15 protein-coding genes and 1 pseudogene are annotated in these 13,868 nt (G+C 60.3%); 9 read left to right on the top strand and 7 right to left on the bottom strand.

Annotated elements, in window-relative coordinates; genetic code table 11:
• Window positions 1–4 precede the first annotated feature (4 nt).
• Window positions 5–775, top strand: a pseudogene (locus AC0R79_RS23605) (PAS domain-containing protein); the annotation flags it as partial.
• A gap of 9 nt (window positions 776–784) precedes the next feature.
• Window positions 785–1,324: a methyl-accepting chemotaxis protein gene (locus tag AC0R79_RS23600; RefSeq protein WP_371320920.1), complete on the top strand. Its 540-nt coding sequence runs from the start codon at window positions 785–787 to the stop codon at window positions 1,322–1,324.
• 72 nt (window positions 1,325–1,396) lie between these two features.
• On the opposite strand, the gene AC0R79_RS23595 is transcribed toward AC0R79_RS23600, so the two are convergent.
• The 3 genes from AC0R79_RS23595 to AC0R79_RS23585 all read right to left on the bottom strand — a co-directional run bounded on the left by AC0R79_RS23595 (window position 1,397) and on the right by AC0R79_RS23585 (window position 4,102).
• Window positions 1,397–1,963, bottom strand: a complete 567-nt coding sequence (locus AC0R79_RS23595) for a hypothetical protein (RefSeq protein ID WP_085606541.1) — start codon at window positions 1,961–1,963, stop codon at window positions 1,397–1,399.
• 151 nt (window positions 1,964–2,114) lie between these two features.
• Entirely contained in the window at window positions 2,115–3,536 is a 1,422-nt protein-coding gene (locus tag AC0R79_RS23590; protein WP_127799508.1) for an MFS transporter, read from the bottom strand.
• A 125-nt stretch (window positions 3,537–3,661) separates the two neighbouring features.
• Complete coding sequence (locus AC0R79_RS23585) at window positions 3,662–4,102, bottom strand: PACE efflux transporter (RefSeq protein WP_127799506.1); 441 nt, start codon at window positions 4,100–4,102, stop codon at window positions 3,662–3,664.
• Between the two features lie 121 nt (window positions 4,103–4,223).
• On the opposite strand from AC0R79_RS23585, the gene AC0R79_RS23580 reads away from it, so the two are divergent.
• Window positions 4,224–5,096 (top strand): LysR family transcriptional regulator, encoded by an 873-nt coding sequence (locus AC0R79_RS23580; protein ID WP_127799504.1) that lies wholly within the window; start codon window positions 4,224–4,226, stop codon window positions 5,094–5,096.
• Window positions 5,097–5,238: 142 nt separating this feature from the next.
• Here AC0R79_RS23580 and gntR read toward each other — a convergent pair whose 3' ends face one another.
• Window positions 5,239–6,270 (bottom strand): HTH-type transcriptional regulator GntR, encoded by a 1,032-nt coding sequence (gene gntR, locus AC0R79_RS23575; protein WP_127799502.1) that lies wholly within the window; start codon window positions 6,268–6,270, stop codon window positions 5,239–5,241.
• Between the two features lie 216 nt (window positions 6,271–6,486).
• Between gntR and AC0R79_RS23570 the strand changes: the two genes are divergently transcribed.
• Window positions 6,487–7,020, top strand: coding sequence for a gluconokinase (locus tag AC0R79_RS23570; protein WP_007951121.1), 534 nt, complete (start codon window positions 6,487–6,489; stop codon window positions 7,018–7,020).
• An 82-nt stretch (window positions 7,021–7,102) separates the two neighbouring features.
• The gene (locus AC0R79_RS23565) at window positions 7,103–8,455 is read left to right on the top strand and encodes a GntP family permease (protein ID WP_007951120.1); all 1,353 of its coding nucleotides are present in this window, start codon (window positions 7,103–7,105) and stop codon (window positions 8,453–8,455) included.
• A gap of 178 nt (window positions 8,456–8,633) precedes the next feature.
• Here AC0R79_RS23565 and alaC read toward each other — a convergent pair whose 3' ends face one another.
• Entirely contained in the window at window positions 8,634–9,845 is a 1,212-nt protein-coding gene (gene alaC / locus AC0R79_RS23560) for an alanine transaminase (protein WP_085606535.1), read from the bottom strand.
• 139 nt (window positions 9,846–9,984) lie between these two features.
• On the opposite strand from alaC, the gene AC0R79_RS23555 reads away from it, so the two are divergent.
• The 3 genes from AC0R79_RS23555 to AC0R79_RS23545 all read left to right on the top strand — a co-directional run bounded on the left by AC0R79_RS23555 (window position 9,985) and on the right by AC0R79_RS23545 (window position 12,015).
• Entirely contained in the window at window positions 9,985–10,647 is a 663-nt protein-coding gene (locus AC0R79_RS23555) for a LysE family translocator (protein WP_039766147.1), read from the top strand.
• Window positions 10,648–10,715: 68 nt separating this feature from the next.
• Entirely contained in the window at window positions 10,716–11,210 is a 495-nt protein-coding gene (locus AC0R79_RS23550) for a GyrI-like domain-containing protein (RefSeq protein ID WP_474731825.1), read from the top strand.
• A gap of 316 nt (window positions 11,211–11,526) precedes the next feature.
• Entirely contained in the window at window positions 11,527–12,015 is a 489-nt protein-coding gene (locus AC0R79_RS23545; protein WP_474731824.1) for a GNAT family N-acetyltransferase, read from the top strand.
• Between the two features lie 153 nt (window positions 12,016–12,168).
• Here AC0R79_RS23545 and AC0R79_RS23540 read toward each other — a convergent pair whose 3' ends face one another.
• On the bottom strand, window positions 12,169–12,774 hold the full coding sequence (locus AC0R79_RS23540) for a pyridoxamine 5'-phosphate oxidase family protein (RefSeq protein ID WP_375747755.1): 606 nt from the start codon (window positions 12,772–12,774) through the stop codon (window positions 12,169–12,171).
• Between the two features lie 17 nt (window positions 12,775–12,791).
• Complete coding sequence (locus tag AC0R79_RS23535) at window positions 12,792–13,277, bottom strand: GNAT family N-acetyltransferase (RefSeq protein ID WP_474731823.1); 486 nt, start codon at window positions 13,275–13,277, stop codon at window positions 12,792–12,794.
• A 142-nt stretch (window positions 13,278–13,419) separates the two neighbouring features.
• Between AC0R79_RS23535 and AC0R79_RS23530 the strand changes: the two genes are divergently transcribed.
• Window positions 13,420–13,845 carry a YybH family protein gene (locus AC0R79_RS23530; RefSeq protein WP_085606525.1) on the top strand — a complete coding sequence of 142 codons (426 nt, stop codon included), beginning with the start codon at window positions 13,420–13,422 and terminating at the stop codon, window positions 13,843–13,845.
• Window positions 13,846–13,868 lie beyond the last annotated feature (23 nt).

The raw sequence follows: 13,868 nt of genomic DNA, 5'->3' as shown, positions 1-13,868 counted from the left end.
AGACATGTTCAACCTACATCACAAGGCTGATCTGCAGGAAATCGAACGTTTCAGCTGTGCCCTGACCGAAGCCAACGCCAAGCTGGCGGCGATCAGCCGTTCGATGGCAATGATCGAATTCACCCCCGAGGGCATCGTTCTGGATGCCAATGAGAACTTCTGCAAGACCATGGGCTACAGCGCCGATGAAGTGCGTGGCAAACATCACCGGATTTTTTGTGAAGAAGAATTTTATCGCAGCGAGGAATACGCCAAGTTGTGGCGTGACCTGGCCCGTGGCGAACCCATCAGCGGGACTTTCCTGCGCTTGAACAAAAGCGGTCGGGAGATCTGGCTCGAAGCCAGCTACATGCCGGTGTATGGCGCGGACAAACAGGTCCGCAGTGTGATCAAAGTGGCGGCGGACATCACCGCGCGAGTGAACAAGGAAAAGGAAGAAGAAAGCATGCTGGCGGCGATCGGCCGGTCGATGGCAGTGATCGAGTTCACCCCGGAAGGCAATGTGATCACGGCCAACGACAACTTCCTCAAGACCATGCAGTACTCGCTCAACGAGATCGTCGGCCATCACCACAGCCTGTTCTGTCACCGGGTCGAAGCCGAATCCGCGCAATACAAGGCGTTCTGGGCATCGCTCAATCGCGGCGAATATCACTCGCACCGGTTCGAGCGCAAGAACAAGTCCGGGCAGACCGTTTACCTCGAAGCCTCGTACAACCCGCTGTTCGACGCCAAGGGCCGGCTGTACAAAGTGGTTAAGTTCGCCAGCGACATCACCCATCAGATGACTACCTTGCAGACCGCTGCGGAATCGGCCCACAGCACTTCGGTACAAAACGACGCCTGCGCGCAAAAAGGCTCACAGGTCGTGCAGCAAACGGTGCAGATCATTCAGGACATTTCCCGCGACCTCAACGAAGCGGCGCTGAGTATCGATGCGGTCAGCAAGCAGTCGGACATCATCGGCACCATCGTTCAGACCATTCGCGGAATTGCCGACCAGACCAACCTGCTGGCGCTCAACGCGGCGATCGAAGCGGCGCGGGCGGGTGAGCACGGGCGTGGTTTTGCGGTGGTGGCGGACGAAGTGCGCAGCCTCGCGGCACGGACCAGTCAGGCGACCTTGGAGATTGTCGATGTGGTGCGCAAGAACCATGAGTTGTCATTGAGCGCGGTGTCGAGCATGCAGTCGAGCCTGAGTCGCACCGGGCTCGGGGTGGAACTGGCGAACGAGGCGGGCGACGCGATCCGGGAGATTCAGCAGGGCTCGCGGCATGTTGTGGATGCGATCAGTCAGTTCAACGAGACGTTGCAGTTGAACTGACGGTTTCACGGCTGAAAAAAAGGATCCCCGTGGGGATCCTTTTTATTGAGCCGTTTTTCAGATCGAGGCGAATCAGAGCGAAGCGAGGAACTTGTCTGCCGACTCGTCGCTGATCTTCGTCGAGTTGGCGTCTTGCTTGTTCTGCTTCTCGGCTTCGGCCAGCTTCATCTTGTCCTGCAGGCGCTCGGCGATCTCTTTGCCGATGGCCAGTTGTTGAGCCGGCGGCATGGCTTTGATGTCGTCTTCAGTCAGGCCCATTTCCTTGAGGATACTGTCGCGCAAACGCTGTTCCGGCGTTTTGCTCATGTAGTCCTTGAACTCGTCCAGGGCCGATGAGCCTGTGGATTTGGTCGACGAAGTATCGGAGGTTTGCAGGGCGACGCGGGTCTTGGCGAACGCTTCGTCGACGTTGTCACTGATGCGCGTGGCTTCGCTGACTTGCTGGGTCGCCAGTTGGGTGGCCGATTCCTGCACTTTGGCGGTGGCTTCGGCGGTTTGCGCCTGGGCCTGGTTTTGCAGGGTCTGCAGCATTGCGCCGTGCAGTCCGCCTTGCAGACCGGCCGCGGCCGTGGCGGTTGCATCGTCATTCAGCTGCTTGGGCAGGTGGATGATTTGCTGTTGTTTTGCACTGACCAACATGATGAATGAACCTGTAGGTAATGACTGTCAGCCCTGGGCAGCAATTACCGTGCCTATCGAATAAGTCCTTTTATTTCAATGGTTTGTTTTTAAGTGAACGGCCAAAGCGGTCATCCCTTGCCGGTGGGCGGCAGGGGATGACCGTTGTCCGTCAGCGATGGGCAATGTTTTCCAGCGCCAGGTTTCGGGTGCGGGGGCCGAAGTAGCCGATGGTCAGCATCACGATCAGCATGCTGGCGACGATGAACGCCAACACGCCCGGTGTGCCGAAGTGATCAAGGAACAGACCGATCAACAGGCTGCTGAACACCGTCGACAAACGACTGAACGAATAGCAGAACCCCACCGCCCGGGCGCGGATGTTGGTCGGGAACAGTTCGCTCTGATAGGAGTGATAACTGAAGCTCAGCCAGGCGTTGCAGAAGGTGATCATCACGCCGCAGAAGATCAGGCCGAAGGCGCTGGTCTGCAACGCGAACAACGTGCCGAAAGTCATGGCGCCGAGGGCCGAGCCGACGATCTGCCACTTGTTCTCGAAGCGGTTGGCGAATTTCACGAACAGCAACGGCCCGAGCGGGTAGGCGAGGGTGATGATGAACGCGTACATCAGGCTGTGAGTGACGCTGACGCCCTGACCGGAAAGCAGCGCCGGCAGCCAGTTGCCGAAGCCGAAGAAACCGATGGCCTGGAAGATGTGGAAGACAATCAGCATCAACGCGCGGCGCCGGTACGGTGGCTGCCAGATGTCGGCGAAACGACCCTTGCCTTCGACATCGACGGCTACCGCTTCCGGCGCGTCCAGTGGCTGGCGGTGATCTTTTTCGCAGCGCGCCTCGATGCCGTCGAGAATCCGGTTGGCCTCATCGAACCGGCCATGCTGGGCCAGCCAGCGAGGCGACTCCGGCAGACGTTTGCGCAGCCACCAGATGAACAACGCAAACACCGCGCTGGCCAACACCACCCAACGCCAACCGGACACCCCGAACGGCGTCTGTGGCACCAACCACCAGGACATCAATGCCACCGCCGGCACCGACAGGAACTGCACGAAAAACGCGAAGGCGAACGCCGAACTGCGCATGCGTTTGGGCACCAGTTCCGAGAGGTAGGCGTCGATGGTCACCAGCTCGATGCCGAGGCCGATGCCCACCAGAAAACGCATGCAGATGATCCCCAGCGCCGAACTCTGCACGCCCATCAGCACCGTGGCCACGGTGTACCAGACCAGCGCGAAGGTGAAGATCGCGCGCCGCCCGAACCGATCCGCCATCGGGCTCAGCAGGCTGGCGCCGAGAAACAAACCGAGGAACGTTGCCGAGGCGAACGCGGCCTGATCGGAGAAACCGAACACGCCCTGATTGCCGGTGGCGAAGATGCCGTCGCGGATCAGGCCGGGGCTGATGTAGGCGGTCTGGAACAGGTCGTACAGTTCGAAGAAACCACCGATCGACAGCAGCGCCACCAGCCGCCAGATCGTGGCGACTGCGGGGAGGCGGTCGATGCGGGCGGAAATCTCGGCGGCGCGTATCGGGTCGATGCCGTCGCGTTGCGCGGCGGGGGCGTGTGCAGTCATGGGCAGATCCATTTTTTATTGATGGAAAAGCTTAGCCTGCTATCGGAAATCAAGGATTGTTTATATCGGCGGTTGGTGAGGGAAAACCGCCGATTTCTTGCAATATCCGCTTACCAATTAACGATTTATGTCGCGGGCTGCGGATCCGGTAGTGCCGACGCCGGAAGGCCGAACACCTTATCGAACAGCCAGTTGAACGCGAGGGTGTAGCAAGGGATGAACAGGATCAGCGCCAGATCCAGCAAAAAGGCCTGCACCAGACTGATGTTCATCCACCACGCGATCAGCGGAATCAGAAACACGATCAGTGTCAGCTGGAAGCCGACGGCGTGGGCGATGCGCCGTTTTACCGTGCGGGTGCGCGACACCTGGCGGCTTTCCCAGCGCTCGAACAGCGAGGTGTAGATGAAGTTCCAGGTCACGGCGATGGTGGTGATGATCACCGCCAGCGGGCCGGTGCTGCCGGGCGAAGTGCCGGATAACAGGGCGAGGCCGAGGGCCGAGAAGGTCATGCCGATCACTTCATAGAGCGACACATAGACCAGTTTGCGTTTGACGCCTTGCATGGGGAATTGCCTCTTTCTTGCGACTTGTGGCCAGTGGGGCTGGCGAAGGCGACGAAAGATAGCTTCAATGGAGGTGACAGAAAAAGTCAGTAGCTTTCAGTTTTATTGATAGGTGTGCGAAGTGAATTTCAACAGTGAAAGCATCGAGCTGTTTCTCGCCGTGATCGAGCGCGGCTCGTTTTCTGCCGCGGCCAGGGCATTGGGCAAAGTCCCGTCGGCGGTGAGCATGGCCATCGGCAATCTCGAGGCCGATCTCGGTTACTCGCTGTTTGATCGCAGCCATCGTGAGCCGCAACCCACGGCGATGGCATTGTCGCTGGTGCCCCATGCGCGGTTGATCGCCGATCAGCTCAAGCAATTGCAGGTGCACGCGGTGCAGTTGTCGCTGGGACTGGAGAGCAAGTTGTCGATCGGCGTGGCAGCGGACATTGATCGCCGACGGTTACTGACGGCGATCAAGGACCTCAGCGAGCGCCATCCGCTGCTCGACATCGAAGTGCTGACTGCGCCGCAGGATGATGTGCTGGCAATGCTCCACAGCGGCCGGGTGAGCGTGTGTCTGGCGTTCGCCGGGTTGAGCGTGAATGTGCTGGAGCGGTTTCAGTTTGTCGGCAGTGAACGGATGATCGCCACGCTGGCGGCGGACAGCCCGTTGTTGCAGGGGCAGGATCTGTTTCTCGAGGATTTGGTGCATGTGCGGCAGATCGTCGTCGGTAGTCGCGACTTGCCGATCAGCGAAACCCGGCCGCTGGTGGCCGAATCCCACTGGCGCACCGACAATCTGGAGACGGCGCTGGAAATGGTCGAGGCAGGGTTGGGCTGGGGCAATTTTCCGCTGTCGGTGGTGCAACCGTGGCTCGATAGCGGACGGCTTAAACGGCTGAATTTTCGCAACATCGAAAACGGCCTGGTGCTGCCGGTGCACGCGGTGTGGCTCAAGAGCCAGCCGCTGCAGAAGGGCGCGCTTGCGCTAGTGGAGTTGCTTGGGAAGTGATCATTAGGCGGTTGATCGTTCCCACGCTCCGCGTGGGAATGCAGCCCGGGACGCTCCGCGTCCCTTCCAGAGCCGAACGCGGAGCGTCCGTTGAGGCATTCCCACGCAGAGCGTGGGAACGATCAAACAGGGGGCTCAGGGGTCAGGTGCTCTCGCGAATCTTCAGTTCGAAGCCCATGTCCTCGACCGGACGCGCCACGCTGTTGCCGGCCATCAGCGTCAGCATCTGCTCCGCCGCACGTTTGCCGATCGCTTCGCGGGGCGTGTTGATGCTGCTCAGGCGCGGCACCATGTGTTCCGACATCGGCAGGTCGTTGAAGCCGAGGATCGCCACTTGCTCGGGGATCCTGATCCCGTTGCGCAACGCTTCGAGCAGGGCGCCCTGAGCCAGGTCGTCGTTGCCGAAGAAAATCGCATCGACATCCGGATGCGCCGCCAGCAATTGCAGGAACAACTCGCCGCCCAGGCCCACGGACGATGAGCGCGGGGTCAACACTTCCAGATCCGGGTCGTAACGGCCGGCCTTCTGCAACGCTTTGCGAAAGCCTTCACCGCGCAGCAGGGTGCGCTGATCGAGCTGCGCGCCGATGTACGCCAGACGCTTGCGGCCACGGGACAGCAAATGCTCGGCCGCGGTTTCGCCGGCGCTGAGCTGGGAGAAGCCGACGCAGTTCACCCCGGCGGCGCTGTCCAGCTCCATCATGTACACGCAGGGAATGTTGCTGGCCTCGATCATCCGTCGCGAGCTTTCGGTACGGTCGAAGCCGGTCAGCAGCAAACCGCGTGGCTGATAGGCCATGTAGTTGCGCAGCAGGTTTTCTTCTTCATCGCGGGAATAGTGGAAGTTGCCGATCAGCACTTCGAAGCCTTTGGGCGTGAGCACCCGATGAATGGCTTCCAGGGTGTCGATGAACAAAAGGTTGGACAGCGAAGGCACCAGAACCACCACCGAATGGCTCTGGGCCGAGGCCAGGGCGCGGGCGGCGGGGTTGACCACATAGTTGAGTTCCAGCGCGGCTTTCTGGACTTTTTCCACCAAATCGGTGGCGACCGTGCTGACCCCACGCAGGGCGCGGGAGGCGGTAATCGGGCTGACGCCGGCCAGACGGGCAACTTCATTGAGGGTGGGACGGCCGGTGGTGCGGGTGTTTTTATCGTTTTTAGGGGTGGTCATCGGGCGGCTTGCCAAACAAAAATCAAGGCACTAAGGTAGCGCTGTCCTTATGCAGCTGCAAATGCGTAAGCGAGGTCCTGCCTGATCCTCGCTTTTTGGCGTCGGGAACAAACCTGCTGCAACCCAAAAAAACGACAAGAAGGCGTCGGCAACTTCTGCCTGTGCACTAGAGTCATAGCTAGCAAAGGTAGCGCTGTCTGCGCGCTGAGGTGTTACATGAATCATCCCATCACCGCCCTGGTCATCATGGGCGTTGCCGGTTGCGGCAAGACGTGCGTCAGCGAGGCCCTGTGCCAATTGAGCGGCGCCACTGCCATTGAAGGCGATACTTTCCATCCGGCCGCGAACATCGAAAAGATGAGCGCGGGGATCCCCCTGAACGACGAAGACCGTGCCGGCTGGCTCGACAGCCTGTGCGATGAACTGCGTCGCGTCGATGCCCTTGGCGAACGCCCGGTGTTGACCTGCTCGGCCCTCAAGCACATTTATCGCGAACGTCTGCGCAGCGCCTTGCCGGGCCTGGGCTTCGTGTTTCTCGAACTAACGCCGGAAGTGGCCGCCGAACGTGTGTCCCACCGTCCGGGCCATTTCATGCCGGCCACCTTGATCGAAAGCCAGTTCGCCACCCTCGAATCGCCCAAGGGCGAGCCGTTGACCCTGGCCCTGAATGCTTCGATCCACAGCGTTGAAGAGCTCGCATCGCAAGCCCACGTCTGGTGGCAGGCCCATGGCCTGAAACAGGCGGTATGAGTGTGATTGCGAAGATAGCGCTGTCCTTTCGACTTCTGATTAACCCGCTTTAATAACAACAACAAACCAGGAGACACCCCCAATGTTTGGCATGTCCCATGACGCCTACCTGCTGCTCGATGCAGTGGTCACGGTGATCGGACTCATCGTCCTGATCACCAAATTCAAGATTCACCCCTTCATTGCCCTGACCATCGCCGCCGCGTTCCTCGGCCTGACGTCCGGCATGCCGATCGGCACCATCATCAAGGCGTTCCAGGACGGCTTCGGTGGCGTGCTCGGTTTCGTCGGCATCATCCTCGCGCTGGGTACGATGCTCGGCAAGATGATGGCCGAATCCGGCGGTGCCGATCAGATCGCCCAGACCCTGATCCGCGCGTTCGGCAAGGACAAGGTTCAGTGGGCGATGATGTTCGCCGCGTTCCTGGTGGGCATTCCGCTGTTCTTCGAAATCGGCTTCGTGCTGCTGATTCCGCTGGTGTTCATCGTCGCTCGCCGCACCGGTGTGTCGATCATCAAGATCGGTATCCCGCTGCTCGCCGGCCTGTCCGCCGTGCACGGTCTGGTGCCGCCGCACCCGGGTCCGCTGCTGGCCATCGGCGTGTTCGGTGCCGACATCGGCAAGACCATTCTGTACGGCCTGATCGTCGCGCTGCCGACCGCCATCATCGCCGGCCCGATCTTCGGTACGTTCATCGCCAAGCACATTCCCGGTACGCCGAATCAAGAATTGGTCGATCAACTGGCCCGTGAGTCGGACTCGCAGGAGCTGCCAAGCTTCGGCATCACCCTGGTCACCGTGCTGCTGCCGGTGTTCCTGATGCTGCTGAAAACCTTCGCTGACGTGGCGCTGCCGGACGGTCATTTCTTCCGCACATGGATGGACATGATCGGTCACCCGATCTCGGCGCTGCTGCTGGCATTGCTGCTGTCGCTGTACACCTTCGGCTACAAGCAGGGCATCGGTTCTCAGCAGATGCTCAAATGGCTCGACGCGAGCCTGGCGCCGACTGCCGCGATCATCCTGATCATCGGTGCCGGCGGTGGCTTCAAGCAGATGCTGGTAACCAGCGGCGTGGGCGACGTGATCGGCCACATGGCGGTCAGCGCGCAGATCTCGCCGATCCTGCTGGCGTGGCTGGTGGCGGCGGTGATCCGCATCGCGACCGGTTCGGCCACCGTGGCGACCATCACGGGCGCGGGCATTGTGGTGCCGGTGGTCGGGATGATTCCGGGCGTGAACCGTGAGTTGCTGGTGCTGGCTACCGGTGCGGGCTCGCTGATCCTGTCCCACGTCAACGACGCCGGTTTCTGGCTGGTGAAGCAGTACTTCAACATGACCGTGGCCGAGACCTTCAAGACCTGGACAGCGATGGAAACCATCCTGTCGGTGGTGGGTCTGGGCTTTATTCTGTTGTTGTCGCTGTTCGTTTAACCCGAACGCAAGACACAAAAAAACCGCAGCGATGCGGTTTTTTTGTGCCTAGATCGTTCCCACGCTCCGCGTGGGAATGCAGCCCGGGACGCTCTGCGTCCCAAAGCGGACGCGGAGCGTCCATTGAGGCGTTCCCACGCAGACGGTTCGACGCCTCGACGTGGGAACGATCATCACCTCAGGATTTGGTCACGAGGCCATCCGCCCGGAACATCCCGCGAATCCCGCGCACTGCCTGGCGAATCCGGTCCTGGTTTTCGATCAGCGCGAAGCGCACGTGATCGTCGCCGTACTCGCCAAAACCGACACCCGGCGAGACGCAGACCTTGGCCTCGGCCAGCAGTTTCTTGGCGAATTCCAGCGAACCGAGGTGCGCGTAGGCTTCGGGAATCTTCGCCCAGACGTACATCGAGGCTTTCGGATTTTCGACCATCCAGCCCAGTTCATGCAGCCCTTTGACCAGTACGTTGCGACGCTGACGATATTGCTCGGCGATGTCGCGCACGCATTGCTGATCACCTTCCAGCGCAGCAATCGCGGCCACCTGCAGCGGGGTGAACGTGCCGTAGTCGTGGTAGCTCTTGATCCGCGCCAAAGCGCTGACCAGTTCCGGATTGCCGACCATGAAACCGATCCGCCAGCCCGCCATGTTATAGCTCTTGGACAGGGTGAAAAACTCCACCGCAATGTCCTTGGCGCCCGGCACCTGCATGATCGACGGGGCTTTCCAGCCGTCGTAGACAATGTCGGCGTAGGCCAGATCGTGCACCACCAGCACGTCGTACTGTTTGGCGAGGGCGATCACCCGCTCGAAGAAGTCCAGCTCCACGCACTGCGCGGTCGGGTTCGACGGGAAGCCCAGAATCATCATCTTCGGTTTCGGGATCGAGCCGCGAATCGCCCGTTCCAGCTCGGCGAAGAAGTCCACGCCCGGCACCAGCGGCACCGACCGCACCTGGGCGCCGGCAATCACGGCACCGTAGATGTGAATCGGGTAGCTCGGGTTCGGCACCAACACGGTGTCGCCCTGATCCAGGGTCGCCAGCATCAGGTGCGCCAGGCCTTCCTTGGAACCGATGGTGACGATGGCTTCGCTTTCCGGGTCGATCTCGACCTCGTAGCGTTCCTTGTACCAGTTGGAAATCGCCCGGCGCAGGCGTGGAATGCCTTTGGACGTGGAGTAACCGTGGGTGTCTTCGCGTTGTGCAACCTGCACCAGTTTTTCAACGATGTGCGGCGGCGTGGCGCCGTCGGGGTTGCCCATGCTCAAGTCGATGATGTCTTCGCCACGACGTCGGGCGGCCATCTTCAGCTCGGCAGTGATGTTGAAAACGTAAGGGGGGAGTCGATCAATGCGCGCAAAGCGGCGCGGCGAACCTTGTTCAGCCATTGTTGCCTCGGATAACGTAAGCGCCCGGAACCGTCCGAGCGACGCTGGTCACTGCGGTGACCTGTGGCGGACGATAAGGTCAGCGATGGCATACTGTCCAGAGCCTTTGTAAACAAATTTTTCCCAAGGAAATCGGTTGATGGAATTTACCAGCGGCTTCTTGCTGAGCCTTTCGCTGTGCCTGGACATCGGCGTGGCCAACATCGCGATGATCACCCTGGCGATGCAGCGCGGCTATTTTCAAGGCTTCGCGCTGGGCCTCGGCACCTGCGTCGGCGACCTGATCTACGCGGTGCTGGCGCTGGCCGGGATGACCGTTCTGCTGCAATACGAAACCGTGCGCTGGGTGTTGTGGATCGGCGGTTCGGCGCTGCTGATCTACTTCGCGGCGAAGATGATCTATTCGGCGATCCACCACGAGGCGCAACTGGCGGCGACCGCCGAGGTCGGCCAGAACTCCCATCGCAAGGAATTCTTCCGTGGGATCTTTCTCGCCATGTCGTCGCCGAGCGCCATCCTCTGGTTCGCGGCAGTGGGCGGCACGTTGATCGCCCGATCGGGCGGCGGCGGTCCTTTGAGCTCGGCGCTGTTCCTCGGCGGTTTCCTGTGCGCCGGGTTGTTGTGGTCGGCGGGGCTGTGCTTCGCCGCGAGCCATGGCGGCAAGTTGCTGGGCGACAAACTGTTGCGCTATTCCTACATGGCATCTGCAGCGATCTTCTGCTATTTCGCGGTCTACGTGATCGTATCCGGTTATAACGAGTTTGTCGGTTCGGGCGCCGCCGAGGCCCTGCATACGCTGTAAATGTGCGAATCGGGTTTGGCTTCTATACTCCCAGCCGAACCCACTTTTTTCGTTCAAGGAGTCGAGTCATGGATGAGCAAAAACGCGTCGAAGTGGCTGAACCTCGCTTCGAACATGGACACTTCCTGCTGATTGCAGGTTTTCGCGATCGCTTTACCAAAGAGACTGTTCAAGACATTCCTGCGCTGTGGGAAAAACTGATCTCGCACATCGGAAATATTCCGGGGCAGAAGGGCGAAGTGACCTACGGCGTTTGCAGCAATTTCGACGGCAACGGCGGTTTCGATTACATGGCCGGGGTCGAGATCCGCAAGCTGGACGACTTCCCGCAGGAAAAGTATCCGTGGATCGAAGTCCTGCCGCGCCAGTACGCGGTGTTCGAACACAAGGGTTCGCTGGATCAGCTGCCGCAGACCATTGATTACATCTACAACACCTGGCTGCCGGCGTCCGACTACAAAGGGCTCAACGCTCCGGAGCTGGAACGCTACAGCGCCGATTTCAACCCGAAACTCAATACCGGCAAGCTGGAAATCTGCGTCCCGGTGGAAAAGAAAACCTGATTGGCAACCGGCAGCGCGAACCTGCTTCGCGCTGCCGTCGAGCCTTACTTGCCCTTGATCCGTCGCGCCCGCAACAGGTCGATGCCCAGGGTAATGAAGCCGAAGAAGCTGATGCCCAACACCATCAACAAACCGATCTCAACGCTGCTCATAAACGGTTCCCCCCTCGGGTGATCAGAGACAGGCGTCAGAAATAGACCGTCCCGAAGCCGAAGAAAAGCGCTTATACGCAGGCTTTACGCCGCCCGTGCGGATCGATATGAACACCTTATTCCTTTATCCTTGGCGGCCTTGTTTCCACTGATTTCGAGCCGCCATGAACACCGTCATCCGCCACGTCACCGCCGCCGACCTGGACCGCTGCTACGCCATCGAAACCCTCGCCTACGAGGGCGACGAAGCCGCGACCCGCGAGAAAATCGCCACGCGCATCGCCACCTGGCCGGACGGTTTCATCGTCGCCGAAGTGGACGGGCAGGTTGCCGGCTTCATCAACTCCGGTGCGGCGTTTGACGTGCAGATGTCCGACGAGGCGTTCAAGGAACTGATCGGCCACGATCCGGCCGGGCCGAACGTGGTGATCATGTCGGTGGTGGTGCACCCGGATTATCAGGGGCAGGGCCTGGCGAAACGCTTGATGGCCGAATTCATCGAACGCATGCGCGGGATGGACAAGGCGACGATTCATTTGATGTGCAAGGAAAAACATATTCCGCTGTATGCCGGGTTTGGCTTCGCCTACATCAAACCCTCGGAGTCCGACCACGGCGGCATGGCGTGGCACGAGATGATCCTGACGCTGTAACCGCGTTGATCGTTCCCACGCTCCGCGTGGGAATGCAGCCCGGGACGCTCCGCGTTCCTGCCGCACCACTGATGCAACGCCTGGCACCGTCATGACGCAGAGCGTCAAAGTCTGCATTCCCACGCAGAGCGTGGGAACGATCGGTGGGCGGGGTCAGTAGAGGGTGTCACGTACTCTGGCCGGGGCCTCGCGATCATAGGCCTCGGCATCGAACTGCCCATCATTCAGCCGCTTGTGAAACGCCCCCGCCGTCGGCAGCGCCGAGCGCGGCAAGTGGGTTTCAGGGTTCCACGCATCCGAACGCACGAAAGCCTTGGAGCAATGAAAGAACGCCGCCTCCACCGTCAGCAGCAACACCGTGCGCGCCGGTTTGCCGTTCACCGCGAAGCTATCCAGTAACTGCGGATCAGCGCTGATGGTCGCCGTACCGTTGACCCGCAACGTCTCGCCGATCCCCGGAATGATGAACAACAGCGACACTCGCGGATCGTGTAGCACGTTGCGCAAGGTATCGATGCGGTTGTTGCCCGGCCGGTCCGGCAGAGCCAGCGTGCGCTCGTCAATGATCCGCACAAACCCCGGCGCGTCGCCGCGCGGTGAACCGTCGATGCCATCGGCACCCACCGAGCTGACAATCACCAGCGGCGAAACCCGGACCATCGCCTGATAGTCCTCGTTGAGAAAGCCGATCTGCTTGCGCACCGCCCGCTCGTGGGGCAATCCGTAAATGGCTTCCAGCGCCTCGATTGAATCGATCATCGTTGCTCCCTCGACGATTAGAAGAACAGCCCCATGCGCCGCTCGTAACCGATGCGGCCCTTGTAGGCCTCGCCGCTGTCGACGAAACCGTACTTGGCGTACAGCGCAATCGCGGCGTCATTGTCGGCGTCCACCGACAGTTCCAGCCCTTTGATCTCCGGCCAGGCCTGACGCGCAACGTCCGGCAACGCGAGAAGGCAGGCTCTGCCATAACCCTTGCCCTGGGCGCGGTGATCGACCTGCAACGCATGCAGGGTGGCGCTGTGTTCATCGGCCCATTCCGGCAACACGGGCGGGCGCTTGAGCAGCAGAAAGGCCACCGGCACGTCTTCAGCCAGCAGCGCAAAACCCTTCACGCCAGGGCTGGGTTTCGACAGCAGCGTGTGCAGGGCGCCGTGGATGTCGCCGGAGAACTTGATCTGCTCGGCGTGGATTTCAATGGCCTCGACCTGTTGGCGTTGGGTGGCGTTCAGGCTTTCGTAAGGCACGAGTCGAGCTGACACGGGAATTTCCTTTTTCCTACAAAGATGAGTCTCGGATTCTAGCGATTTTGTCTTCTCCGGAATTTTTTTGTTTCAACTGTCGATCCAGCAAATCGCCGAACGACTAAGGGTGTCTTCACAACAAAAACCAGGGAGAAACCCCATGAGTACGCAAGCGCAGATTCAAAGCCTGATCGACACCTACCGCGAGGCGGTGATGACCAAGGACGTGGAAAAAGTCATGGCCCTGTACGCCGACGACATCGTTTCCTTCGATGCGATCAAGGCCCTGCAATTCAAGGGCAAACCGGCCTACCGCGCACACTGGGTGGATTGCATGGAAATGTGCCCCGGCCCGCACATTTTCGAGTTCCACGAAATCGCCATCGAGACCGCCGACAACATCGCTTTCGCCCACTGGGTCGCCAACTGCGGCGGTACCAATGAAAAGGGCGAAACCCAGAGTTGCTGGATGCGCGTCACCGCCTGCTACCGGCAGGTCGGCGGGGCGTGGAAGATCGCCCACGAACACTGGTCGGCACCGTTCGACCCGATGAGCGGCGCGACCCTGTTCGATGTGAAACCCTGATCTTCAGCCATAGTTGATCCGTC

Source organism: Pseudomonas sp. HD57-3 (assembly GCF_056113135.1).
The sequence above is the reverse complement of the archived record's forward strand: the minus strand, read 5'-3'. Positions and strand labels throughout refer to the sequence as shown.

What these genes read in the sequence shown, in the direction of transcription:
- AC0R79_RS23545 (WP_474731824.1), top strand. Translation starts at nt 11,527, where the DNA reads ATGAACACCGTCATCCGCCACGTCACCGCCGCCGACCTGGACCGCTGC.
- AC0R79_RS23600 (WP_371320920.1), top strand. Translation starts at nt 785, where the DNA reads ATGACTACCTTGCAGACCGCTGCGGAATCGGCCCACAGCACTTCGGTA.
- AC0R79_RS23530 (WP_085606525.1), top strand. Translation starts at nt 13,420, where the DNA reads ATGAGTACGCAAGCGCAGATTCAAAGCCTGATCGACACCTACCGCGAG.
- AC0R79_RS23570 (WP_007951121.1), top strand. Translation starts at nt 6,487, where the DNA reads ATGAATCATCCCATCACCGCCCTGGTCATCATGGGCGTTGCCGGTTGC.
- AC0R79_RS23550 (WP_474731825.1), top strand. Translation starts at nt 10,716, where the DNA reads ATGGATGAGCAAAAACGCGTCGAAGTGGCTGAACCTCGCTTCGAACAT.
- AC0R79_RS23555 (WP_039766147.1), top strand. Translation starts at nt 9,985, where the DNA reads ATGGAATTTACCAGCGGCTTCTTGCTGAGCCTTTCGCTGTGCCTGGAC.
- gntR (WP_127799502.1), bottom strand. Translation starts at nt 6,270, where the DNA reads ATGACCACCCCTAAAAACGATAAAAACACCCGCACCACCGGCCGTCCC.
- AC0R79_RS23565 (WP_007951120.1), top strand. Translation starts at nt 7,103, where the DNA reads ATGTTTGGCATGTCCCATGACGCCTACCTGCTGCTCGATGCAGTGGTC.
- AC0R79_RS23590 (WP_127799508.1), bottom strand. Translation starts at nt 3,536, where the DNA reads ATGACTGCACACGCCCCCGCCGCGCAACGCGACGGCATCGACCCGATA.
- AC0R79_RS23585 (WP_127799506.1), bottom strand. Translation starts at nt 4,102, where the DNA reads ATGCAAGGCGTCAAACGCAAACTGGTCTATGTGTCGCTCTATGAAGTG.
- AC0R79_RS23540 (WP_375747755.1), bottom strand. Translation starts at nt 12,774, where the DNA reads ATGATCGATTCAATCGAGGCGCTGGAAGCCATTTACGGATTGCCCCAC.
- alaC (WP_085606535.1), bottom strand. Translation starts at nt 9,845, where the DNA reads ATGGCTGAACAAGGTTCGCCGCGCCGCTTTGCGCGCATTGATCGACTC.
- AC0R79_RS23595 (WP_085606541.1), bottom strand. Translation starts at nt 1,963, where the DNA reads ATGTTGGTCAGTGCAAAACAACAGCAAATCATCCACCTGCCCAAGCAG.